Source organism: Burkholderia sp. AU33423 (assembly GCF_002223135.1).
GTDB lineage: Bacteria > Pseudomonadota > Gammaproteobacteria > Burkholderiales > Burkholderiaceae > Burkholderia > Burkholderia lata_D.
Genome location: NZ_NKFH01000002.1, coordinates 1 through 22,399 on the forward strand (window position 1 = coordinate 1; position 22,399 = coordinate 22,399).

Genomic DNA, 22,399 nt, shown 5'->3' on the forward strand with positions numbered 1-22,399 from the left:
ATGAATCACTTCATAAACCTGACTTACTTTAGTGTGAGACTCTTGATACTTTCGCTATCTGATCCGAGGATCAGCTCGCTTTCATCAAGCGCCCACACTTATCGGCTGTTAATTTTTAAAGAGCATTTCTGCGAGGAACTTCGTGTTTCTCAGCAGCGCTGCGTTTTCAGCAGCAGAGAAGCGAGATTATGAACCGTTTTTTTAAATCCGTCAACAACTTTTTTAACTACTTCGTTGCGACGACTGCGGTTTTATTCCGTTTGCGCTGGAGTCGTTAAAACCGACATCAACAGCACCACTTCTCTTTTTCCCCCGCGCTGCGTTTCCGTTAGCGCGAAAGAGGCGTGATTCTAAGCACCTGCCCCAGTCTCCGCAACCCCTTTTGTGAAATTATTTTGACATGCGGTGCCGGGGGTCGCCGAACCTCTCGAATAGTCTTATATAAGCGACACGGCAGAAGCAGCCTCGGTCGCCCGTGAACCGCCCCGCCGCATCGAGCTCAATCCTCCGCCGCTCACCGCCCCACCATCGCCCTCACCACGCCGTCCCGGCGAATCAGCCCGTGATACAGCGCAGCGGCAAAGTGCGCGAGGAACGTCGCGAAGAACAGATACGCCAGCACCCGGTGCGCGACCCGGAGCCAGGCAAACGTCACCGGATCCGCTGCCACGATCGCCGGCAGCTGCACACCACCGCCCAACGTCACCGGATACCCGCCGGCCGACAGCATCGCCCACCCGATCAGGGGCATCGCGAGCATCAGCGCATACAGCGCGAGATGCGACCCGCGCGCGGCAACCTTCTGCCACCACGGCAGATCCTCGGGCAATGCCGGCGGCTTCGACAGAACCCGCACCACGATCCGCACGCAAACCAGCACGAGCACGGCAATACCCAGAGGCTTGTGGATCGCCACCAGAAGCGCATGCCGCTCAGAGACAGACGCCACCATCCCCACCCCGATGAACAGCATCGCGATGATCATCGCGGCCATCACCCAGTGCAGCACCCGCGCCGGCAAGCCAAACGTCGTCGAAGCCTTCATCACCGTCCCTCCCCACTCAATCGCGCCACGCCCGCTACCCCGGCCTCTTCACTCGTCCTGCGCAGATACGAATCCGCATAGGCCGCCGACCGCGCCGCCAGCAACGGATCCCCCGACGCCTGAATCCCCTGCGGCAGCACCGTCGGGTCGTAATTCACATCTCGGCACGGCCCGCTGTCCTGCGCCTCCACGCGGTCGAGCACGAGCGTGCCCGCATCGAGCGTCGTGCGCTGTGCAGGCCAGACCTTCGTCGCGTCGTCCACCGGGTCGCCAGGCGCCGCCAGCGTGACCAGCAGCTTCCACTTCTGCGGACCGGCCGCGATGCGCTGCGTCACGTCCTGCTGCAACACGTTCGGGTCCGCCGCCGTTGCGACGTCGCCGGCGCCGGCCGTCTGCTCCGGCACGACGCGCCACCGCACCGCCTGGCGCTTGCCCGCCGCGTCGACGAAGTAGAACGCGTTCAATCCGTAATAACTTTCGGTGACGTAGCTCGCGCTCGGCTTCGCACCTTTCACCCATTCGCGGAACGCGGCCGTCTCAGGGTGCGCACCGAAAAACGCCTTCACCTTCGCCGGATCGGGCTTGCCCGTCTTCGGATCGGCTCGCGTCGCCAGCAATTGCGCGTAGAACGCCTGCGGCGTCGCGACCGGGAACACCGGCATCGCGTTCATCCCGGTGCGCCATTGCTCGCCATCGGGCGCGGTGAGCTTCAGCGCGAGGCTGCGGATCGGCACGCTGCTGTCGGGCGCATACGGATTCCCGCCCGGCAACGCGAAGCGCCCGACCACCGGCGTGCGCACCGCCTTGAAGAATGGCGCGACCGAATACGCGCTCGCGGCGCCGTTGCCTTCGAAGTAACCGGTCACGCACACGCCCTTCGCGTGATTGCGCCGGAAACCCGGGTGAATGCCGCCGCCGGCCGTCTGCAACGCATCGACGACCCGGTGCGGGGTCAGACGCGCCGGCGCGAGCCAGCCGCCGACATACCCGAACGCCACGGCCACGCCGGCCACCGCGCCGCCGATCGCGGCCCAGCGCCACCACCCGCGCCCGGGCTCGCGCTGCGGCGAAGAAGAGGAAGAAGATCGCTCCATATATAGGCTCCCGACCGTCAGGTCATTGTCGAACCCGCGTAGGACGCCGCCCGCGCCGCTTTATTCCAAGAAAAGTTTTTTCGTATGCTGGTGGAATAAGCGGCGCCGACCGGCGTCCTACGTGGCATCTCGACCCATTCGGCAACCGGCCTAGCCATGCCCTCTACCGCCCTCGACGACGACGCACTGCGCGAACTCATCCCCAGGCTGCGACGCTTCGCGCTCTGGCTCGCGCGCGACGTCCACGCAGCCGACGATCTCGTCCAGTCGACGCTCGAGCGCGCGCTGTCGCGCTGGACGAGCCGCCGCGACGACGCCTCGCTGCGCAGCTGGCTCTTCACGATCCTGTACCGGCAGTTTCTCGACGGCAAGCGCAGCGCGAAGCGCTACGCGTGGCTGCTTGGGCGCATCCGCGACGACGATGACGCGCACTGGCCCTCCGCCGAACGCGAATTCGCGGCGCGCGCGACGCTCGAAGCATTCGGCCGGCTCTCCGACGAGCAGCGCAGCCTGCTGCTGCTCGTCGCGGTCGAAGGCTTCACCTATCAGGAAGTCGCCGACCTGCTTGAGGTGCCGATCGGCACCGTGATGTCGCGGCTCTCCCGCGCGCGCCAGGCGCTGCGCCAGTTGAGCGACGGCGAGCTCCCCGCTCCTTCTTTGCGTTTGATGAAAAAATGAACACGCCTCCGAACGAACACGACCTCCAGGCCTATGTCGACGGCCAGCTCGACGACGATGCGCGTGCCGCGGTCGAGCGCTATCTCGCGCTGCATCCTGAACGCGCGGAACAGGTGAAGCAATGGCAGCAGGATGCGCAGCGGTTGCGGGCCGCGCTTGAGAGCGTGCGAATGCCGGCGGACAACCCGGCGCTGGATCCGACGGCGATTCGCGGCCGGCGGGCGGAGCGCTCGCGGATGCGGTTCGCAATGGCGGCTTCGTTCGTGTTTTGCGTCGGGCTCGGGACGTTCGGCGGATGGCAGGCGCGCGGGTGGAACGCGGCGCCGCCCATCGCGCCGATGAGCGATGCGGTCAAGGCTTACCAGATGATGGTGGTCGATCGGACGGCGAAGGTCGATTACCGGCCGACCGGTGCGGGCGATTTGCAGGGATGGCTCACCAAAGGCGTGGGCGCATCAGCGAAGCTGCCGGATTTGAGTGCGGCGGGGTTCAGGCCGGTCGGCGGCCGGTTGTTCACGACAGACAGCGGCGCTACCGCTGCGATGGTGCTCTATGAGGACGAGGCCGGACGGACGCTGAGCTTCTATCTCCGGCCGGCCGAATCGAAACATCGGCTGTTGCCGGCCGGGCAACGCGTGGATGGTGCGTTGCTCGCGCGATATGGATCGGTGAATGGGCTCAACTATGCGGTGGTCGGGCCGGCCGGGAGTCTCGGGGAGAAAGCGGTCGTGCAGGCGCTCGATCGGCAGACTTGAAGTAGCAGGATGCGCGCCCGGTTGGCGGTTGGTGGTAGCCGCCAGCGCCTTTGGTGGGGCGGCCCGGCGGGCTTGAATGGGCGCACGCTCACCACTCGAATGCACAGCGTTTCGACTGACTTTCCCTGGCTGTTATGCACATCGAGGCCACGCCGGTGCCCTCACCTTTGGAATCACAGGGTTTCGAGTCGCCGTGGAGCAGGATATCCACATCGATCACACGTAAGCGATCCGCCTTCCAAGGCGGGCTACGATCCTGTCCGTCCAGGTAGAGTCGCCACCGGGACCTGGCTGCCGGCAAGCATCTTGTTCGTTCGGCGCACAAACACCCAGTGCCAAACCCAGAGGAAAACCGCGACGCCGCCAGCGATGGAGCCAATGGTATTGGGTATCAACGAAAGAACCTGGGCAAGACACCACCCGATGCCGCTGATCCGGCCGAACGAGCGCAACCCCGACAGAGCCGGATTGATACGAGACTCCGCTTCCAGAGACTTCGCAACGTTGGAAATAATGAAGAAGTCCTCGATGAAGTTGTAGGGCAAGAGGAACATCAGCCAGACGCTGTTGGGTTCAGCCGCACGCGATCCTCGATTGACCGATTTCAGGGTAGTCCTGAGGTCGCTCGCGTAGGCATAGACCAGCGCCAGGAAAACCGCGATGACGACGATGCTTCCGATTGTTCCAAGCACCGCTATTTCGCCGAGAACGCCCCCGTCTTCGGAGGGATAGACAAGGGGATAGGCGAGCCCAAAGGCAATGGGGATGCTCAGAATGGCCTTGAGAATGGTCCGTGCAGTTGCGCTCATGTGTATCGGAGGGAATCGGTGCGTTGTCACCGGCAGCATAGCGAACGATCATCCTCGCTGTGCGACTTTGTCCTGCTCTATGCCGCCTTCTCTCGCGACGCTAGCCGAGTCGGTATCTGAACCGCACCGGGAATCGTGACGTCGAGTTGTATGGAAGCGCGATATCCACGACCCGTGAAGTAACGCGAACCTCCTCGCCGAATTCGCGTACCCTCACCCATTGAATGCACAGGATTTCGAGTGCGTTGGCGGCTCGATATCCACAAGGCATTCCATCACGGCAGATCGTGCGAACACGCTCCACATCGCCTGCGCTATTCCGGACAATCCCTGTCAGACAAGACGTTCGGGCTGATTCGCATGGTCGAATGCATGGTGCTCACCTGTCCGACGCACAGCGATTCGACTGGTTGGGCGTGCGGGTTGTCCACATGCGCGCTGTGGACAAGCGCACGAAACCCGATGCACGTTCCGCATGCACCTCGTGCTCAGGGCTTGCTTCTCTCCGTTCAGTCGCGCCCAGCTTATGATCCGGGCACACGCTCACCTTTTGCCCGCACAGCGTTTCGCATCGTTTTGTGCCTGGTTATCCACATATGAGGGCTGACTACCTTCATCGTCTCCGAACCTCGGCGGTATGCAAAATCGAGGCACCGCTCATATAGCGTTCGTGCTTCTCGTTCACGGCTTGCTCATGACGTTGCCCGGATATTGCGGGTTCGGGCTCATCTTCGGCACCTGCTGCGGCTCCAGGAAATACTGCGATTCGTCCGGGATAACGCCGTCTACATATCGATTGTCCTCCCACAACAATCGCCAGTGCGTCTTGACGGGCGTTCTCATCTCGTTGTCCCTGAGGTTCGGCGCACAGATGTCCCGAATGAGGTAATTGAAGCAGCCATTGCCGCGCAGACTGCGTTCGCCGACCGGCACGATGCCCAGCCATTTCGATCGCTCGACGGCAACAGGCTCCCAGATGCCGTCACGAGGCACCTTCTCGCCGGACTTGATCACCGGGCCAACTGGTTCTGGAACCTCGGGCAAGTCCTCCGGAAACACCGGATACGGAACCGTGTAGAAGGTGCTCCTGTATGCGTCCGGGGACAGCAGCAGCCCCACCGAGCGCAGTTGCGCCAGATCGTTGTTCAACCTCGACGGCTCGAGTGGCACATGGTCCATCTGGTATTCCGATGCGTGAAGCAGTTGGGCCAGCGCATCGATCTTTGGCGGATACGGGGCGAACTGCGCGCCACGCTCCCAGTAGTCGCAGTGGGGGAAAAAATACGCGTTCAAATAGTTGGACCGATCGACCGCGTATTCCAGCGGCTCGCCGGTCTGCCAGACGAACCGCTGCCCGCGGGCCAACTCGGACCCGCGTGCTCGTATTCGTTCGCGAAAATCGCAAACGCATCGCGCTTGCGCTTCCAGAGCGAATAACTGGTCAGACGTTGAAGCAGCCAGAAAATCTTGCGTCGAGTGGCGTCGTCCGTCATGTCGTACAGCTTGATCGTGTCCGTCATCGCCGACCTTCGCGATTCGCCGTCGATCGAGTCGTTGCGGTCATTTTGTTGTTGATCATCTTGGTCTGGATGTCGCCGCCCGCCCGCACTACGAACGCTTCACCAGATGCCACGTCACCCAGTGCACCTTGAGCTCGCCGAGATTGTCCCTGACGAGCATGTCCGGCATCGCCGCGCCGGCTTCGACGTGCAGCGTCTTGCCACCGTACTCGGCCGTCTGCCATTCGCCTGAAACCGGGCAGCGATCGCCGGTCCGGACCTGCGTGACGGTTTCCCGGTCCGGCTGCGGCGCCGGCGGCTCAAGGAAATACTGCGATTCGTCAGGAATGACGCCGTCCGCGTATCGCTTGTCTTCCCACAACAGTCGCCAGTGCGTCTTGAAGACCTCTCCCGTGTCATCGTCGCTGAAGTTCGGTGCGCGGATGTCCCGAATGAAATAATTGAAACAGCCATTGCCGCGCAAACTACGATTGCCGACCGGCACGATACCCAGCAATTTCGATTGCTCGACGGCAACGGGTTCCCAGATACCGTCGCAAGGCACCTTGTCGCCGGACTTGATCACCTGGCCGACTGGCTCAGGAACCTCCGGCAAATCCATCGGAAACACGGGATACGGAAGGGTGTAGAAGCTGTGCTCGTATGCATGCGGGGACAGCAGCAAATCTATCGAAGTCAGTTGTGCGACGTAGTCTTCCAAAGGTGGCGGCTCAAACGGCGCATACTCTATCTGGTATTCCGACGCATGTAGCAGTTGAGCCAGCGCGTCGACCTTCGGCGGATAGGGGGCAGCCTGCGCACCGCGATCCCAGTAATCGTAATGGGGGAAGAAATACGCGTTCAAATGGTTGTACCGATCGATCGCGTATTGCAGCGGCTCACCGCGCTGCCAGACAAACCGATACCCGCGGGCCAATTCGGGCAATCCTCGATCATAAGCGGCGAGAATCTCGAAGATGGTCGGCAAATTGTCTGCCGGCACGCGCTCAGAATCGTCTTCTGGCCAAGTCTTCACCGCGTGCTCGTATTCGTTTGCGAAGATCGCAAACGCATCACGCTTGCGCTTCCAGAGCGAATAGCTGGTCAGACGTTGAAGCAGCCAGAAAATCCTGCGCCGCGTCGCGTCATCCGTCATGTCGTCCTGCTTGATCGTATCCGTCATCTCTGACCTTCATTGTTCGCTGCCGATCGAGTCGCTGCAGTCACTTTACTGTTGGTTGCCTTGGTCTGGATTTCATCACCCGCCAGCCGGCGTGTCTTCGTCGAGTAGTGGATGTTGTCCTCGTACTTGCTGTAGCCGTACACCTTCTCGACATTCTCCCAGTTCGTCTTGTGAAACTCGATCTTGACGCCGTTGTACTCTTGCTTGACGTGCAGATCCGCGTGCCCGGTGAAATTCTCGAATTGCTTCTTGATCTTGTTCCCTTCTTCGGTCACAAACGCCGACAGTGCGCCGAAGTCGACAACCAATTGATCGGCGCCGCCTTCGAGATACTGCACGGGCGTCGCCGTGCCATACTGTTCGGCAATCTTTCCGGCCCACGCATTAGCCGTCGGCATCCGCTCGCCGAAATCGTGCGGCAACTGCATGACGACGATGAACCCGTTGCCGTTCCAGGTATCCAGCACCGCGGAGAGCCTGCGCCACTCCTCCGCGCTCTTCGGCGGCTCGCCGACGCCCCAGAACGCGGGGTTCCGGCCGCCCGCCGAACTGCCGGCCTCCCATGTCGCAAGTTCGGACGGGTTACCGAACACGCGATACACCTTCTTGCCAGCGAGCTCCTTCGCACTCAGCGCCGTGATCGGGCCGCTGAACGACGCGATGTCGAGAAACACATCCTTATCGCCGTATAGCGGCATCTTGCCTTTCCGGTCGATGATGTTCGGCCAACCCTGGGCAATTTTCTTGCCGTATTTCGCCTTGAGCCGCGCCTCGCCACTTTTGTTCGCCAGGCACTCCTCGGACGGAAAACGACCTCGACGAATATCGCGGGCAAACTTGCGCTCCTGCAGATACGCCTCTGCCTCGCGCGCGATCTTCGGTGCGCCGCCCGTCGCGATTTCGTGCATCTCGCCGCGATAGACCATGTTCTGCAGCACCCTGAGCTTCGCGTTCAGCTCCTTGATCGCCTCCGGGACGATCTTGTCGGCCATATCCTGAATCGCGTGAAAACCGCTGCTGACGCGCTCGAGCGCGGCGCGATACTTGTCCGGGAGCAACCTGCCGACGCCTGCCTCGAGCACACGACTAATGGAAACTCGTATGCCCGCGCAAAAGTCCTTCAGCTTCCCGAGGACCAGCGCCTGGTACTTGGTCAAGTCCAGCGCCTTCAACCACTTCGGCGCGTCGCCGTGCCCCATCCGGTTCAGGAATTGCACGACCGCCTTGAGCAGTTCGGCATCCTTCGCGACATCGCCGGTGACCTTCAGCAGCAAGCGTCCGAGCCCCTTGATGACGCCACCCACGACCGGGATCAGCGCGAAGATGAGCACGACCAGCAGCAAGCGCTGCATCTTGTCGTCGCGCTTGGCCGGATCCTGGCTCATGCCGATGCTGACGGCCAGCAGGTCGCGAACGGCGGTTGCGTCACCCACGAGCGGAACCATGCCGATCGCGGCATCGACGATGATCTGGCTGATGGTCTGCTTTTCGTTGAATGCGCCTTCCAGCGTTCCCCAGCACCATTGCCCGACCTCCAGCGACGTTGCCTTGAAATCCTCGATCGTCCAGCTCACGCTCACGCTCCCCCGTGCTTGTTGATGATTGCGTCAATGTCGGCTTCGGAGAGGCTTTCTCCCTTGTAGTCGGGATTGGCGGTCGTATCCTTGCGCGCATACGGGCGCGCGTCCGGCCCGAGTTCGACCTTGATCGCGCCGGCCGGCACGTTCTCCAGATGCATCCGCCCCTGCGAATCCAGCACGCCTTCGCGCGTGGCGCCATCGGACAGCGTCGCGATGTACTTCGCGCCCTGCACCGGCTCGTTGTCGTGATACTGGTATTGCAGCGTGGCCGCATGCACGGAAGTCGGCAGCGCCGGCAACGGATAGGCGAGACTCGTCGGCCCCGCGAACGTATGCGACGCACCCTTGATGTCGACCTTGCCCGGCGCATGAACCTCGACGTTTCCACCCTGGATCCGGATGTACGCGCCGCCGCTCGTCAGCAGGATCCCCTGATCGGCCGCGATCTCGATCCGATCCGTCGACGACACCACCTTCACCGCCTTCTGCGCGGTCACCTCGATGTTGTCCGCCTGCGCCTGGATCTCGACCTTGCCCTTGCCCGCGAACAGCTTCATCCCCGCGTTCTGCGCGAACAGGCTCAGCTTCTGCCCGATGCTCGCGATCAGCGACTTGCCCGCCGCAATGTGCACGCTCTGCCCGCTCGCCACGTTCACGTGATCGTTCGCAACCACATGCACCGACTGCTGCGTCGACATCCCGATCCCTGACGGGCTGCCGAACAGCATCACCGGTTCCTTGAATGCATTCGCGCTACCCATGCCCCCGCCGGCCGTTCGTCCGCCCGCCGCGCTGCCCGATGCGCTGTCCTGCGTCGCATCCGTGAACGCGCGCATCGTGTCCTGCGCGTCCTTCAGGCTTTCCGCCTGATGCTGCTCGCTTACACCCGACATCGCCTCGACGAGGCTCTCGCCCGTCACGAGCTGCTGCTGCGCTTCCTTCACGTCGAGCGGCTGGCTGTTCGCCGCCTTCGGATGGGTGGTGACGTACAGGCCCTGGCTCGCCCGCACCGCGCCATACGCATCCGAGCGCAGGTCGAACCCGCTGCCGAGGTACGACCCGCGCGAATTGCCGTTCTGGTCGATGATGTAGCCCAGATGCAGCAAGCTGTTCGCGCTGCTGCTCATCAGCTGCACGCGGTTCTGCCCGGTCGCGTCGTCCATCACGAGCTGGTTGTAACCGCCGCCCGAATACTCCTTCGACCGATACCCGGACAGGATCCCGTCGGTATGCCACTGCGGCTGGTTCGCGCCGTTGTACACGCGCCCGACCGCGAGCGGCCGGTCGCAGTCGCCGCCGACGTAGTCGATCAGCACTTCCTCGCCGATGCGTGGCACGTGCACGCCGCCGTAGCCGCCACCCGTATCCGACTGCACGACGCGCACCCAGCACGACACGTTCTCGTTGCCCGGATTCAACCGGTCCCACACGAACTGCACACGGATCCGGTTCAACTCGTCGGTATAGACCTCCTCGCCCTGCGGCCCGACGACGATCGCCGTCTCGAGGTGCATCTCCGGCTTGTGATGCTCGAACGGGCTGCGATACGGCATGCTCACGCGTTGCGCTTCGACTTCGACGAGATAGAAGCCGGTCGAGCCGTCGTCGTGCGATACCTGAAGGCCGGCGGTATTTTCGTATCGCGCGCGCACCTGATCGAGCGCGCGACCCAGGCTGTGCGGGAAATCCGAGTCGGTGCCCGAGACGGGCAAGTTGTTCTCGATCCACCAGGAAACGCCGATCGCGGCAAACTCACGCTGATCAGAGGGATCGCGATCGTGCGCGGGATGATCGGCCAGCGTGAAGCGCCGGCCCGCATCGATCGCGCGCACCCCGCCCGCGCCATGAAAGCGCTTCGCCTGCGACTCCCATTCCTCCATCCGCACCTTCGTCAGATGGTCGCCGCGCGACTGGTCGAGATACGTGTAGGCGCCCGTGTATTCGTAGACCTCGAGCTGATCCGGCAGCTCGCCCTGGCCGCCCATCGTCGGCAGCGACGTGCCCTTGGGGTTCGCCGACTGCGAGGGATTCTTGTAGTCGAACGTGCGCGTCGTTCGCGTCACGCTCTGCAGCGTGCGCGTACCCGACCATTGCGTGAATGCGTCGGCGTCGCTGCCCACGCCGCCGCTGTAGAAGCGCAGCGTTTCCGGCGACAGCGGCACGAGCGCCTGCAGGTTGTCGGTGATGACGAGCGTGTGCGACTTGCCGTCGTCGGCCTGCTGCCACGTGCCGTACAGCCCCTCGTCTTCCATCAGCCGGTGCACGAAGTTCCAGTCCGTCTCGCTTTGCCGCGTATTCGACCGGTTCTCCAGGGGCTGCGACAACGCAAACCGGAACCGTCCGCGTGCTTCCGGATGCATGCCGAGCACATCGGAAATAATTTCCTCTGCATTCTTGTCGATCCAGATTTTCTCGTCGCGGCGGAACCGCAGCACATGCATCCACGCGTGCAGTTCCAGCTGATAGGTCGTCACCCCGCCGTTCGCGCCAAGCCGGCGCGCGGTGTAGATGTAGCCGCTGACGGGCCGGTACGCATTGTTCGCCTGCTGGATCCACAGCGTGGCCGGTTGGGCGATCAGCTTCTTGAGTTCGAGATCGTCGGTGCCCGCGACGACGTCGAGCGTGAACGAATAGTCCCGCCCGATCCGCGATCGGCCGATCGCGCGCTGTACGGCGAGTACGTTGGCGCCCAGCGGCGTATCCAACTTGAGCAAGCGGTCCTGCTGAAGCAATCCACCGCGAAGCGCGGCGTAGATGTCCGGCACGTTCATGATGCAGCCCTTTTTTATTTCAGCACCCTCGGATGGTGTCTATGACTCAGTCGCGCGAGATTCTACCGTTTAATCAGGGCATTAAGGCTAATCGTCGGACCAGGAAAAGGGACATGACAGCAACCCGCGCGGGGTGATCCGTCGCATGTATCGCCCCGGCCGTCGTCGCTTCGTTCGGTTCAGGCTGGTGTGCCGTCGTCACCCAGGCCGCTGCGTTTCAACGTTTCGCGCAGGCAGTACCGGCACACGGGTTCGCCGGCATTCCACAGCATCCGGAACGCTTCCTCGTCAGCGATTCTGAGCGCCGAATCCTCGACCCCGCCTCCCGGCCCAAGCACCTGATGCAGAAACGCTTCGCTGAACCAGTACTTCAGCTCATGCCTCGTCGTGCCATCGGTCACCTGCACGACACGACAATCGCGAATCCCGTCAGTCGACAGGATCGCTGCTTCGATATCAGGCGATGTCGGTACCGGCGAGATCAACCCGTGAAGCTCGCATCGCATGAAACCCTCCGACCGTGTCGCATCGGCCGCGACGACGGATGTGTCGAATGCCTGCTGCAGCGACCTGGGCTCACGTGGTGTTTCACCGGACCGCACGAGCAACTCGTCAACACACGTCGAGCAGCCATAGGCCCGCAAACGCTCGAGCGCTGCAATTTTCGGGAACGCGGTGACATGGGCAACGTTCCCGACGAACGACGCTTCGACTTCAAGTTCGTCGAACTCGGCACGCAGCACCCACATTTCACGGCTGTACTTCGGCCGGTCGAGCGAGACCTTGACCAGTTCCCCGGGCGCAAACTGGCCGCGCACCCGGACGCGTGCATGGACACGCTCCGAGGTCATTCTGACAACGTTGAGCCCGTGCCGATGGCAAACAATCGGTCCCATCACTGGCTCCCCTTGCGAGCATCGTTGGTATCGCCCTGCTTTTTGCCTGGGTTCATCTCGTCGCGGAAAACATCGATTCTTCGCAGCGCTGCAACGCGGTCAGTGAATCGATCTTTTACCGGGACGTCTCGGCGTATCCGGTTCATATCGTGGCGAACCACCTGGCGATATCGTCGATGTCTTTGCGGGACAGCTTCCCGATGCGATCGACGAACACCCCATAGTCGAGATCGAACTTCACGTTGAATCGCTCGCCTTTGTAGCGGCAACACAGGACATCGGCTTCGGGCATCGATACGCGCTGCTCGAACACGATGTCGCCCGGATGTTGCTGCAACCGGTGTACGACAGCATCGATATCGAGTGCGTCGAGCCGGGTCAACGAGGAATCGCTCATCTGTCGCGAGCCTGTGCGCCAGGCCTTCGGATCCTGAATGCCGGCGATTCTACAGACACAGCTGCACATGCATCGTCCGATGCGTCTCACAGCTCGCCGCTTCATTCATCCGATCACCGCACGCAGTGCATATCCTGCGCGGATCACAGTCGACGGACTGTGCTTATCCAAAGGTGTTAACAGAGTTCGTATACATACGTAGTGATAGTTAACAAACCCTGTGCCTCACAGTGGATAACGTCCCTAACCCCATGAATTCTCGACGGGAAGCAGAATGCATAACCCTGGGTGCGCGACGTGAACAGCTCCCGGCAGCACAGAACAACTTTTCGTCGATTCACAGCCGCGGCGACATATCCTCAATCGCTCCACTGTGAATCCAGAGGCTTGCCGGATGGTTATCCAGAGGGCAATGTGGATAACATCACAGCGCATGGACGCGTTTTGCTGTGATGCGAACAGGTGAAGCCAACGTTCCCGGCATCGCCAGCCCACGTCGATCGTCGGCGTCCGCGCACCTCGATTCAAAAAATTTTCACGAAGGGGCTTGTGCTCCTCAAAAACCCTCTCTATAATTCGCGGCTTCTTAGGCTCGTAGCTCAGTTGGTTAGAGCACCACCTTGACATGGTGGGGGTCGTTGGTTCGAATCCAATCGAGCCTACCAACGAACAAATGAAGGGGTCTGGCAGCACAACTTGCCTACAGGCAATGCGGCTCGCCAACATACAAACGCCACGCGGCAACATCGCGTGGCGTTTTTCTTTTTCCGGCCGAAACAACGCCTGTCGCCCCGATGCGTTGCGCGATCCGCGGCATCGCATCGTTCCTCACCGACACCTCGATCCGCCATACAACGGCCACTGCGCCGCGCGTAGAATCGTGTGCGCATCGAAGCGGCTGTTCCGACCGTCGCCCGATTTCCCACACATCAAAACAACGACGCGCGATCCGCGCGACTGAGAGCACACGACCATGTCCGACGTCACGACCGCCACATCATCCGCGAGCAACGACGAGATCGCCGCTTATGTCGGCAAGAAAGCCGCCTGGTTCGAAAGGAAGTGGGAGATCGCCGCGTCGCGAAAGAACCGGCAGTCGTGGAACTGGGCAGCCTGTTTCCTGGGCCCGGTGTGGATGGCGTATCGATGCATGTACTGGCAGGCGGCGGCCGTCCTTGGCGCGTCGCTCGCGATCACGCTGGTCGAGCTGCTGTTCTTCCCGAAATACTTCGAATCGAGCACGCTCGACCCGGTCACCATCGGGATCGCGGTCACGCTCGGCTGGTGCGGGAACAGCCTCTACAGGACGCACGTCGAACGCAGGATCGAAAAGCTGCGCCCGAGCGCGACGTCCCGCGAATCGTTGCTCGCGCTGCTGGAAGCGCAGGGCGGCACGAACTGGCTCGCGGCCGCCGGTTTTGCGATAGCAACGCCGTTGCTCGGCTTCCTGATCTACATCGTGGCCGGGACGTATTGATCGCAGGAGCCGGCGGCCGGTAAAGCAGGGCGGCAGGGCGAAGAAACGTATGCGGTCTTTTAACGACACCCATCAGAGGTTGGGAGTGGCAGGCATGCTCCATGGCATGAGGGCCGCGTAGTCGTCGGCGGTTGCAGCGAGAGGCAGCTTCGTGAACAGCCAGACGAGGTAGCGATACGGTTCGATGCCGTTCGCCTTGCACGTCTCGACGAGGGAGTACAGATTGGCGCTGGCCTGCGCGCCGGCGACAGTGTCGGAGAACAGCCAGCCTTTGCGGCCGACGACGAACGGTCTGATCGCGTTTTCACACAGGTTGTTCGAGAGTGGCCAGTTGCCGTTCTCGATGTAGCGGACCAGCTTGGGCCATTGCCCGCTCATGTATTGCAGCGCCTTGCCGAGCAGACTCGACGGCACGACGGCGGGCAGATGCTCGACCATCATGCATTCGACGAGGGAGAGCGCTCGGGCGCTGTATCGGGTACGCAATCGCTGCCGGCGTTCAGGCGTCCACTTCGCGCTTCGCGCCTCGGCCGTGAACAGCTTGCCGATCAGCTTAACGAAGCGCGTCGCCAGCAGATCCGATGAGCGTGCCGCTTTCGGCACCGACTCCTCGGCCTTGATGAAGCCGCGGCGTACATGCGCCCAGCATCCGAGATGCACGAGCTGGTGATCGTGGGCGATGCCGTTATAGAGTTCGTACCCGTCCGTCATCAGCACAGTGCCGGGCTGCACGCCGGCATAGAGCTTCTGCGCATGTTGGGCACCACGTCCCGGCGAGTACGAGAACATCCGCACGGGCGGCCCTGAGCCGTTGACCTGCGCCCACAGGTAGCTCTTTGCCTGCGGCCTTCGTCCCGGTTCCTTCAGCACCTGGAACGTTGTCTCGTCGCCGTAGATCAGGTCGGATTCGAGCAGCGCGTCACGCATCAGGTTGATCACCGGCTGCGTAGCAAGCCCCACTCGCACCACGCTAGCGGCCAGCGTGTTCGACGAGATGTCGCCGCCGAAGCGACGCAGCAGCGTGGCCTGGCGATACAGTGGCATGCCGTATTGGTACTTGCCAGTGATGATCCACGCCAGCGCGGATTCCGTGAGCAGCCCGCGAGGGATGATGCGCGTCGGCGCTGGCGTGACCTTAATGCCGAGATCACAGCAAGGGCAGGCGTACTTGACCCGCTGGTGCTGAACGACGCGCACTTGCTCGGGAATCACGTCGAGCTGTTCGCTCGTTTCTACGCCAATCTCGACGAGGGCGTGGCCGTCGTGCGCGCAGAATCGTTCAGCTTCTGGCAACTCGTGCCGCACGACCTCGCGCGGCAGGCTCGGATTGAGTGGTTTGCGCCCGCGCTTGCCGCGCGTGTGGGCGGCGACCGAGGTGCCGGGCACGTCTTCACGCGCGGGCGCGTCGGCAGTCGCCGCCAATGCCTCTGCTTCGTTGAACAGGCCGAGCTGGTCGGCATGGCGCGCCTCGCTCGATGCACCGAACAGTTCGTGCTTGTAGGCCCGCAGCTTCTCTTCGGCCAGATCGCGCTGGGCCGTCACGAGTCGAAGCTCACCGCGCAGCGCATCGCGTTCGGCGAGCAGTGCCTGGTATTCCTCAACACTCGGCATGACGGGGCTGTTCGGCATGGCCGATTAGACCATGTCACCCGCGCGGTGTTCAGCTCATCCGCGCGTAATATCGCTGGGGATGCTTCTGGATCACGGCCAGGTCGATGCCGTCGAGCAGCCAGTGCAATTGCTCGGCGCTGAGCGTGATTGTGTCGCCTCCGTTCGGCCAGATGAAGCGATCGGCTTCGAGTCGCTTGAGCAGCAACCAGAAGCCGTTGCCGCCCCAGCCGAGAATCTTGATTCGATCGCGCCGGCGGTTGCCGAAGACGAACAGCGCCGAGGTCATCGGGTTCAGGCGCATCGCCTGTTCGACCAGGATCGACAGTCCGTTGATGCCCATGCGGAAGTCGACTGGATCGCGATGCAGATAAACCTTCAGCCCTTCGTCGAACCGGAACATGGCAGCCTCCCGAGCATTTGCACAACGGCCGTCAGTTCATCGAAGTTCGCCGGGCCCAATTCTAAGGAAACGCCGTTTGGCAGGTGCACATTCAGTGAGAATGCCGCAGCCAATTTAGTCGGAGTGGGAGCAACCGCGGAGGTGACGACCTGCATAAAGGCTGATTCCTCAGGCACGCAAGCCGCCGGCAGTTCGACGCGAGCCTCTCGTGACGGCTCCGTCACGGAGCTGACTATCTCGCCCGCGGCTTGTTCGCGCTGATACTTGGAAATCCACGTCCGAACGAGGTTTGGATTGACGTCGTGCTCCATGGCCGTCCGCGCGATCGACACCCCGGGCTTCAGACACGCCTGTATCAATTCGCGCTTCGCATCCTCGTCGTACTTACGCCGTCCGTCTCGCTTGCGATCGACCACCAATCGGCTCTGCAAACCTCCGCGTTGCTCGTTCATGCACACCTGTCCACGCTCATTGAACATGGACACGTAGCCTCGGTGAATCAGCCTCGCCGTGCAATGGCGTCAATCAAAGAGCGCTTACGAAGAAACAGGTCGTATCGCGGCCGCGCATGCGCGCGGCACCCGACGCGTGATCCCGCCGCACTCAATGCAGATGCTTCAACTTGTCAGGATTCCGCACGACATAGATCGCGACGATTTTCCCGTCCTCGATCTCGAGCGCCGTGGTCTGCAGCTCGCCGTCCGCTTCTTGCGTAACGAAACCCGGCAGCCCGTTGATGAACCCCGCACGCACGAGCTTCGACGCATGCGTGGCGAACAGCCTGGCCAGGTACTCGTGCACCTTCATCACACGCTCGAAGCCGAGCACCGGTATGCCCGCGGCCGGGCGTTTGCCGCCGCCATCCGCGTGCAGGCTCACGTCCTCGGCGAGCATCGCGCCGAGCGCGCGCATGTCGCCGCTGCGTGATGCCGCAAAAAACGCCTCCGCCAATTCGATCCCGCGCTGCTTCTCGACATGGAAGCGCGGCCGCGCCTCGCGCACATGCGTGCGGGCCCGCGCAGCGAGCTGCCGGCACGCGGCCGGGTCGCGCTGGATCGTCGTGGCGACTTCGTCGAACTCGAGACCGAACACGTCGTGCAGCAGGAACGCCGCGCGCTCCAGCGGCGAGAGCCGTTCGAGCGCGAGCAGCAGCGGCAGCGTGACGTCCTCCTGTTCGTCTTCCTCGACGACCGGCTCGGGCAGCCACGGGCCGACATAGGTCTCGCGCTGGTGCCGCGCGGACTTCAACTGGTCGAGGCACATGCGCATCACCATGCGGCGCAGGAACGCTTCAGGCACGCGCACCTCGGTGCGGTCGACGTCCATCCAGCGGATGAACGCCTCCTGCACCATGTCCTCGGCATCCGCAACGGAACCGAGCATCCGGTACGCGACGCGGATCAGCGTGCGGCGCAGCGGGTCGAAGCTCGCCGCCGCATCGGCCCTTGCTTCGGCGCTGCCGGTGGCCGGGTCGAGGTTCGGCATCAGGCCACCATCTTCGCGGCGGCGGCCTTTGCATCGGCCGGCTCGATCCACAGGCCGAAGCCGACCGCAAGCCGGTTCCAGCCGTTGATCACGTTGATCATCAGCGTGAGTTTCACCTGTTCCTCCTGGCTGAAGTGGTCGTTCAGCGCCGCATAGGCCGCTTCGTGCGCCGCGTGGCCCTCCGACAACCGCGTGAGCGCGTCGGTCCAGCCGAGCGCCGCGCGTTCGCGGTCGGTGTAGCAGGGCGCGTCGCGCCACGCGGACAGCAGGTAGATGCGCTGCTCGGTCTCGCCTTGCTCGCGCGCTTCGGCCGTGTGCATGTTAATGCAGTTCGCACATGCGTTGATCTGCGATGCGCGGATCTTGACCAGCTCGACCAGCGTCGGCTCGAGGCTCTGCGCGGCGGCGACCGAGACGGTCATCCAGTGCTTCATCAAGGCAGGCGCGGCGGCAAACGGGTTGAGTTTCGCAGTCATGGTCCTTCTCCTTTTCGTGTGGGTTCCGGTGATATGACGAGCGAGCCCCCCGCGTGTGTGACATCGACGCGAAATTTTTTTCGAAACCGGCGAGCGGATCGACGTGGAAGGCCGCAGGGCCAGGGCGGGCAGGGTGCGCGTCGAACGCAATGAACGCGGCGAGCATGCTTCGCGCGCCCGTGCTGGTCAGACGATTCCGCATTCACGTCAGGGAGACGATCATGGCCGCGCGAACGTCCGCGGCGTGTCGATCTCAACGGCTGACGCATGCCCCTCGATACGCGCTGATGTCAGCAATTGGCAGGTGATCGGTTGCTTTCATTTACATTTATCTGCCGTTTCATCCGCATCTCGGTCAGCAACATTCACATTTCTGGCCCATACTATTCTGCATGGGCAGATGAAGTGACGCCGCATCCGCGGCCCGGCGCGCGCGCCGGCTGCCCGACGACGCAGCAGCAGGTCGCACGTCAGCCGCGCGCATCACGCGCAAGGCTTTCCTTTTTCCGGCAACACGCAACGCAGCGAATCGCGACGTGGACGGTAAACCGATGAGCCTCCTTGCATCACAGCTTCAGCGCCGTTACCAGGACGTGCGCGCCCATAGCGTCGCGTTGACCGCGACGTTGTCCGCCGAGGACCAGGCCGTGCAGTCGATGCCCGATGCCAGTCCGACGAAATGGCACCTCGCGCATACGACCTGGTTCTTCGAAACCGTCGTGCTGATGCGACGCGTGCCCGGCTACGCGCCATTCAACGCGGCATTCCAGTTCCTCTTCAATTCCTATTACGAAGCGCTCGGCCCGCGCCATCCGCGGCCGCAACGCGGGCTGCTCACGCGCCCGTCGCTCGACGAGGTGCATGCGTACCGGCAATACGTCGACGACGCGATGCTGCGCGCGCTGGCCGGCGCCGACGCGGCGTTGCTCGAGACGATCGCGCCCGAGCTCGTGCTCGGCCTGCATCACGAGCAGCAGCATCAGGAGCTGATCGTCACCGACATGCTGCATGCGTTCTCGTGCAACCCGCTGAAGCCGGCATTCCGGCCGCGCAACGGGACGGACACAGGCGCGATGGCCGCGGGCGACGCCGGCGCGCAGCACTGGCTGCACCAGCCGGGCGGGCTCGTCGAGATCGGCCACGACGGCGAGGCGTTCTCGTTCGACAACGAACGGCCGCGCCATACGGCGCTCGTGCGGCCGTACGAGATCGCGAACCGCCTGGTGACGAATGCGGAATTCGCGGCGTTCGTCGCCGATGGCGGCTATACGCGCCCCGAGTTCTGGCTGTCGGACGGCTGGGCCACGGTGCAGCGGGAAGGGTGGCAAGGGCCCGCGTACTGGATGCCCGACGACGACGATGCGGCCGCCACGCGCGTGCGGCGCACGTTCGGCCTGCACGGCGTCGAGCCGCTCGCACCCGACGCGCCGGTGTGCCACGTGAGCTTCTACGAAGCGGCCGCGTATGCGGAATGGGCCGGCGCGCGCCTGCCGACCGAATTCGAATGGGAAGCCGCGTTCCCCGCCGAAGGCATCCGGCAGATGCTCGGGCACGTGTGGCAATGGACGCGCTCGTCCTACGAGCCGTACCCGGGCTTTCGGCCGCTCGTCGGGGTCGCCGCCGAATACAACGGCAAGTTCATGGTTGGCCAGCAAGTCCTGCGCGGGAGCAGCATCGCAACGCCGCCCGGGCACGAACGGCCGACGTACCGCAATTTCTTTCCGCCGGCCGCGCGCTGGCAATTCACGGGAGTGCGACTTGCGCGAGACGTCTGACCGGACGGCCACGAGCGGTGGCCAGCAACCCGCCCGCGATTCGCGGCCGAGCGCGTTCGAGCGCGACCTGATCGACGGGCTGTCGCGTACGCCGCGCAGCATTCCGCCGAAATACTTCTACGATGCGGCCGGCTCCACGCTATTCGATCGCATCTGCGAGTTGCCCGAGTATTACCCGACCCGCACCGAGCTCGGCATCCTGCGCGATCGCGCGGCCGAGATCGTGCGGCGGGTCGGCCCGCATGCGGAACTCGTCGAATTCGGCGCGGGCTCGCTCGAGAAGATCCGCGTGCTGCTCGACGCGTTCGCGGGCAACTATGCGAACGCGCCGGCGCGCTACGTGCCGGTCGATATCTCGGCCGACTACCTGCACGGCGCCGCCGCGCGGCTGCGTGCCGCGTATCCGTGGCTCGACGTCGCACCGATCGCGGCCGACTACACGAAGGCCGAGCAACTGGCCGAGCTGACCGCGACACCGGCGCGGCGCATCGGCTTCTTTCCCGGTTCGACGATCGGCAACTTCGCGCCGGAAGAAGCCGATGCGTTCCTGCGTGATGCCGCGCGGCTGCTGCGTGGCGGCGGCTTGCTGGTCGGCGCGGATCTCGTGAAGGACGAGCGCACGCTGCACGATGCGTACAACGATGCGCAGGGCGTGACCGCGCAATTCAACCTGAACCTGCTGGTGCGCGCGAACACCGAGCTCGGTGCGGATTTCAACGTCGACGCGTTCTCGCATTGCGCGTTCTACGACAGCGTGCGGCAGCGCATCGAGATGCATCTCGTCAGCGACATCGCGCAGACCGTGCACGTACGCGGCCACGCGTTCCGCTTCGATGCCGGTGAGCGCATCCACACCGAGAATTCGCACAAGTTCACGATCGACGGCTTCCATGCGATCGCGCGCCGCGCAGGATTCGCGCCCGATACCGTGTGGACCGACACGGACAACCTGTTCAGCGTGCACTGGCTGCGCAGCGTCGACGATATCCGCGCGTGATGCGCGCTTGCGGACCGCTCGCATCAAGTGCGGGCGGTTCGCTTTCGGCGTATTCAGGCACGCGCCTGCGTGTGTCGATTGCGCGGGTTCGTGCCGAAAATCCCGTTTTTACCGGTCCGATGCACCGCTGCAACGGTGTTTGGAGTGCCGCCTCTTCCTTGTCCCGCAAGGCTTTGCGGGAACCCGTAAACGTCCGTTACCTGTCTCGCATACCCGTTTCACCTGTGTCAGCGTCCGGTGCCTAGACTCCGAACCGTATTCACATGACGCACGACACGTGCAGGGAGTTGCGAGATGAACAAGAAACTCATTCTCGGTGCAGTTCTCGGTGTAGCGGCGCTGGCAGCTTCGGGCGTCGCATCGGCCCACGTCGACCTGTCGGTCGGCATCGGTGTACCTGCCTATGCGGCGCCGGCGCCCGTCTACGTGGCGCCGCCTCCGCCCGTCATGTACGCGCCGGTCGGCTATCGCGACGACGGTTGGCGTGGCGACGGCTGGCGTCGGCGCGAATGGCGCGAACACGAATGGCGTCGCCATGAATGGCGCGAGCACGAGTGGCGCGATCGCGGCGGCTGGCGCGGCGGCCGCTGGGATTGAGCGAAGCGGCTCGACTTGATCGCCACACGAGGAGAATGAAAAGATGATGCCCATTCGACACATCAGGCTGGGTGCCACCGCGGCCATCGTTGCGCTTGCCACCATCGGCAGCGCGCACGCGGCGGGCTGCATGAAGGGCGCGGTGGTCGGCGGTGTGGCCGGCCACTATGCGGGGCACCACGCGGTCGTCGGCGCGGTTGGCGGCTGTATCGTCGGCCACCACATGGCGAAGAAGCAGGCGCAGGAGCAGGCCGCGCAACACAAGGCCGCCGCGCAGGGCATGCAGCCGGCGCAGTAAGCATCATCGTCACCGGGGCGGCGCTGCGGCGCCGCGCCCGCCTGCCTCGTTCCCCCGTCCACGCACGATCCGGATTGATCTGACGAATGCGCGCCGCACGTATCGTTACGATCATTTACAACGTCGCGTGGCGCGAATCTGGCGCGTTCATAGAATGCAGTCACACGAACGCGCTCCAGGGAGCACAAGATGAAACAGCAACGATATCTGTCCGTACTGATGGCCGCGCTACTCGCGCTCGGCACGGTGTCCGCGTATGCCGCAGCCGGCGGCAATGGCGGTGGAAACGGTGGTGGCGGCGGAGGTCACGGTGCAGGCGGCCTGGGCGGTAATGCAGGCGGCATGTCCGCCGGCCACATGAGCGGCCACGCGCTGAGCAACTCGAACGGCATGCACGCGGGCGACCGCGACAAGGGCCTGTCGCGCGCGGCCGACCGCTCCGACACGATCGCCGATCGCGCCGGCGCGCAGCCGGGCCGCGGTCACGCGCACGCACATGCGCATGGCCACACCACGCATGCGTCGACGTCCACGCATCGTTCGCATCACCACGCATTCGGCCGCACGCTTTAAGCG

At 63.4% G+C, this 22,399-nt stretch carries 21 protein-coding genes, 1 tRNA gene and 1 pseudogene; 9 read left to right on the top strand and 14 right to left on the bottom strand.

Annotation, left to right across the window (positions count from 1 at the left end; translation table 11 throughout):
* Positions 1-514 precede the first annotated feature (514 nt).
* A complete protein-coding gene (locus CFB50_RS00035; protein WP_069246707.1) occupies positions 515-1,045 on the bottom strand; it encodes a cytochrome b in 531 nt (176 codons plus the stop codon).
* Complete coding sequence (locus tag CFB50_RS00040; protein WP_069246708.1) at positions 1,045-2,139, bottom strand: catalase family peroxidase; 1,095 nt, start codon at positions 2,137-2,139, stop codon at positions 1,045-1,047. The genes CFB50_RS00035 and CFB50_RS00040 overlap by 1 nt, the downstream gene beginning before the upstream one ends.
* A gap of 156 nt (positions 2,140-2,295) precedes the next feature.
* Between CFB50_RS00040 and CFB50_RS00045 the strand changes: the two genes are divergently transcribed.
* Both CFB50_RS00045 and CFB50_RS00050 read left to right on the top strand, forming a co-directional pair.
* The gene (locus CFB50_RS00045; RefSeq protein ID WP_089444700.1) at positions 2,296-2,817 is read left to right on the top strand and encodes a sigma-70 family RNA polymerase sigma factor; all 522 of its coding nucleotides are present in this window, start codon (positions 2,296-2,298) and stop codon (positions 2,815-2,817) included.
* Positions 2,814-3,572 carry an anti-sigma factor family protein gene (locus CFB50_RS00050; RefSeq protein WP_069246710.1) on the top strand — a complete coding sequence of 253 codons (759 nt, stop codon included), beginning with the start codon at positions 2,814-2,816 and terminating at the stop codon, positions 3,570-3,572. The genes CFB50_RS00045 and CFB50_RS00050 overlap by 4 nt, the downstream gene beginning before the upstream one ends.
* Before the next feature lie 248 nt (positions 3,573-3,820).
* Here CFB50_RS00050 and CFB50_RS00055 read toward each other — a convergent pair whose 3' ends face one another.
* The 7 genes and pseudogenes from CFB50_RS00055 to CFB50_RS00085 all read right to left on the bottom strand — a co-directional run bounded on the left by CFB50_RS00055 (position 3,821) and on the right by CFB50_RS00085 (position 12,707).
* Positions 3,821-4,381, bottom strand: coding sequence for a hypothetical protein (locus CFB50_RS00055; protein WP_256978635.1), 561 nt, complete (start codon positions 4,379-4,381; stop codon positions 3,821-3,823).
* Positions 4,382-5,062: 681 nt separating this feature from the next.
* Positions 5,063-5,901 (bottom strand): annotated as a pseudogene (locus CFB50_RS00060) (Imm72 family immunity protein).
* A gap of 88 nt (positions 5,902-5,989) precedes the next feature.
* Positions 5,990-7,063: an Imm72 family immunity protein gene (locus CFB50_RS00065; RefSeq protein ID WP_069246712.1), complete on the bottom strand. Its 1,074-nt coding sequence runs from the start codon at positions 7,061-7,063 to the stop codon at positions 5,990-5,992.
* Entirely contained in the window at positions 7,060-8,637 is a 1,578-nt protein-coding gene (locus CFB50_RS00070; protein WP_089444792.1) for a hypothetical protein, read from the bottom strand. The genes CFB50_RS00065 and CFB50_RS00070 overlap by 4 nt, the downstream gene beginning before the upstream one ends.
* A 2-nt stretch (positions 8,638-8,639) precedes the next feature.
* On the bottom strand, positions 8,640-11,414 hold the full coding sequence (locus tag CFB50_RS00075; RefSeq protein WP_089444702.1) for a type VI secretion system Vgr family protein: 2,775 nt from the start codon (positions 11,412-11,414) through the stop codon (positions 8,640-8,642).
* Between the two features lie 179 nt (positions 11,415-11,593).
* Positions 11,594-12,310, bottom strand: coding sequence for a hypothetical protein (locus CFB50_RS00080; protein WP_144020613.1), 717 nt, complete (start codon positions 12,308-12,310; stop codon positions 11,594-11,596).
* A gap of 142 nt (positions 12,311-12,452) precedes the next feature.
* Positions 12,453-12,707 carry a hypothetical protein gene (locus CFB50_RS00085; protein WP_069246715.1) on the bottom strand — a complete coding sequence of 85 codons (255 nt, stop codon included), beginning with the start codon at positions 12,705-12,707 and terminating at the stop codon, positions 12,453-12,455.
* A 588-nt stretch (positions 12,708-13,295) separates the two neighbouring features.
* Here CFB50_RS00085 and CFB50_RS00090 point away from each other — a divergent pair.
* Together CFB50_RS00090 and CFB50_RS00095 are read left to right on the top strand one after the other, a co-directional pair.
* A tRNA-Val gene (locus CFB50_RS00090) sits at positions 13,296-13,372 on the top strand.
* Between the two features lie 308 nt (positions 13,373-13,680).
* Entirely contained in the window at positions 13,681-14,184 is a 504-nt protein-coding gene (locus CFB50_RS00095; RefSeq protein WP_069246716.1) for a DUF2628 domain-containing protein, read from the top strand.
* 72 nt (positions 14,185-14,256) lie between these two features.
* On the opposite strand, the gene tnpC is transcribed toward CFB50_RS00095, so the two are convergent.
* The 5 genes from tnpC to CFB50_RS00120 form a co-directional block, all read right to left on the bottom strand.
* Positions 14,257-15,813 (bottom strand): IS66 family transposase, encoded by a 1,557-nt coding sequence (tnpC, locus tag CFB50_RS00100; protein WP_089444703.1) that lies wholly within the window; start codon positions 15,811-15,813, stop codon positions 14,257-14,259.
* Between the two features lie 31 nt (positions 15,814-15,844).
* On the bottom strand, positions 15,845-16,195 hold the full coding sequence (gene tnpB, locus CFB50_RS00105; RefSeq protein WP_027810102.1) for an IS66 family insertion sequence element accessory protein TnpB: 351 nt from the start codon (positions 16,193-16,195) through the stop codon (positions 15,845-15,847).
* A complete protein-coding gene (gene tnpA, locus CFB50_RS00110; RefSeq protein WP_144020614.1) occupies positions 16,171-16,647 on the bottom strand; it encodes an IS66-like element accessory protein TnpA in 477 nt (158 codons plus the stop codon). The genes tnpB and tnpA overlap by 25 nt, the downstream gene beginning before the upstream one ends.
* 151 nt (positions 16,648-16,798) lie before the next feature.
* Positions 16,799-17,680: a sigma-70 family RNA polymerase sigma factor gene (locus CFB50_RS00115; RefSeq protein ID WP_089444705.1), complete on the bottom strand. Its 882-nt coding sequence runs from the start codon at positions 17,678-17,680 to the stop codon at positions 16,799-16,801.
* Positions 17,680-18,156, bottom strand: coding sequence for a carboxymuconolactone decarboxylase family protein (locus CFB50_RS00120; protein ID WP_069246718.1), 477 nt, complete (start codon positions 18,154-18,156; stop codon positions 17,680-17,682). Before CFB50_RS00120 ends, CFB50_RS00115 begins: the two co-directional genes overlap by 1 nt.
* 551 nt (positions 18,157-18,707) lie before the next feature.
* Here CFB50_RS00120 and egtB point away from each other — a divergent pair.
* The 5 genes from egtB (at position 18,708) to CFB50_RS00145 (ending at position 22,396) form a co-directional block, all read left to right on the top strand.
* Positions 18,708-19,931, top strand: coding sequence for an ergothioneine biosynthesis protein EgtB (gene egtB, locus CFB50_RS00125; protein WP_089444706.1), 1,224 nt, complete (start codon positions 18,708-18,710; stop codon positions 19,929-19,931).
* Positions 19,915-20,928 carry an L-histidine N(alpha)-methyltransferase gene (egtD, locus tag CFB50_RS00130; protein ID WP_089444707.1) on the top strand — a complete coding sequence of 338 codons (1,014 nt, stop codon included), beginning with the start codon at positions 19,915-19,917 and terminating at the stop codon, positions 20,926-20,928. Before egtB ends, egtD begins: the two co-directional genes overlap by 17 nt.
* Before the next feature lie 294 nt (positions 20,929-21,222).
* Positions 21,223-21,525 carry a hypothetical protein gene (locus CFB50_RS00135; protein ID WP_089444708.1) on the top strand — a complete coding sequence of 101 codons (303 nt, stop codon included), beginning with the start codon at positions 21,223-21,225 and terminating at the stop codon, positions 21,523-21,525.
* 43 nt (positions 21,526-21,568) lie between these two features.
* The gene (locus CFB50_RS00140; protein WP_089444709.1) at positions 21,569-21,823 is read left to right on the top strand and encodes a hypothetical protein; all 255 of its coding nucleotides are present in this window, start codon (positions 21,569-21,571) and stop codon (positions 21,821-21,823) included.
* A 189-nt stretch (positions 21,824-22,012) separates the two neighbouring features.
* A complete protein-coding gene (locus CFB50_RS00145) occupies positions 22,013-22,396 on the top strand; it encodes a hypothetical protein (RefSeq protein WP_089444710.1) in 384 nt (127 codons plus the stop codon).
* The last annotated feature ends 3 nt before the right edge of the window (positions 22,397-22,399 follow it).

Excerpts from the sequence above, each read along its gene's own strand:
- CFB50_RS00095 (WP_069246716.1), top strand. The coding sequence starts at position 13,681 with ATGTCCGACGTCACGACCGCCACATCATCCGCGAGCAACGACGAGATC.
- egtB (WP_089444706.1), top strand. The coding sequence starts at position 18,708 with ATGAGCCTCCTTGCATCACAGCTTCAGCGCCGTTACCAGGACGTGCGC.
- tnpA (WP_144020614.1), bottom strand. The coding sequence starts at position 16,647 with ATGAACGAGCAACGCGGAGGTTTGCAGAGCCGATTGGTGGTCGATCGC.
- tnpB (WP_027810102.1), bottom strand. The coding sequence starts at position 16,195 with ATGTTCCGGTTCGACGAAGGGCTGAAGGTTTATCTGCATCGCGATCCA.
- CFB50_RS00040 (WP_069246708.1), bottom strand. The coding sequence starts at position 2,139 with ATGGAGCGATCTTCTTCCTCTTCTTCGCCGCAGCGCGAGCCCGGGCGC.
- CFB50_RS00050 (WP_069246710.1), top strand. The coding sequence starts at position 2,814 with ATGAACACGCCTCCGAACGAACACGACCTCCAGGCCTATGTCGACGGC.
- CFB50_RS00140 (WP_089444709.1), top strand. The coding sequence starts at position 21,569 with ATGATGCCCATTCGACACATCAGGCTGGGTGCCACCGCGGCCATCGTT.
- CFB50_RS00135 (WP_089444708.1), top strand. The coding sequence starts at position 21,223 with ATGAACAAGAAACTCATTCTCGGTGCAGTTCTCGGTGTAGCGGCGCTG.
- CFB50_RS00045 (WP_089444700.1), top strand. The coding sequence starts at position 2,296 with ATGCCCTCTACCGCCCTCGACGACGACGCACTGCGCGAACTCATCCCC.
- CFB50_RS00085 (WP_069246715.1), bottom strand. The coding sequence starts at position 12,707 with ATGAGCGATTCCTCGTTGACCCGGCTCGACGCACTCGATATCGATGCT.
- CFB50_RS00120 (WP_069246718.1), bottom strand. The coding sequence starts at position 18,156 with ATGACTGCGAAACTCAACCCGTTTGCCGCCGCGCCTGCCTTGATGAAG.
- CFB50_RS00065 (WP_069246712.1), bottom strand. The coding sequence starts at position 7,063 with ATGACGGATACGATCAAGCAGGACGACATGACGGATGACGCGACGCGG.
- CFB50_RS00075 (WP_089444702.1), bottom strand. The coding sequence starts at position 11,414 with ATGAACGTGCCGGACATCTACGCCGCGCTTCGCGGTGGATTGCTTCAG.
- CFB50_RS00035 (WP_069246707.1), bottom strand. The coding sequence starts at position 1,045 with ATGAAGGCTTCGACGACGTTTGGCTTGCCGGCGCGGGTGCTGCACTGG.
- CFB50_RS00115 (WP_089444705.1), bottom strand. The coding sequence starts at position 17,680 with ATGCCGAACCTCGACCCGGCCACCGGCAGCGCCGAAGCAAGGGCCGAT.
- CFB50_RS00080 (WP_144020613.1), bottom strand. The coding sequence starts at position 12,310 with ATGGGACCGATTGTTTGCCATCGGCACGGGCTCAACGTTGTCAGAATG.
- CFB50_RS00055 (WP_256978635.1), bottom strand. The coding sequence starts at position 4,381 with ATGAGCGCAACTGCACGGACCATTCTCAAGGCCATTCTGAGCATCCCC.
- tnpC (WP_089444703.1), bottom strand. The coding sequence starts at position 15,813 with ATGCCGAACAGCCCCGTCATGCCGAGTGTTGAGGAATACCAGGCACTG.
- CFB50_RS00145 (WP_089444710.1), top strand. The coding sequence starts at position 22,013 with ATGAAACAGCAACGATATCTGTCCGTACTGATGGCCGCGCTACTCGCG.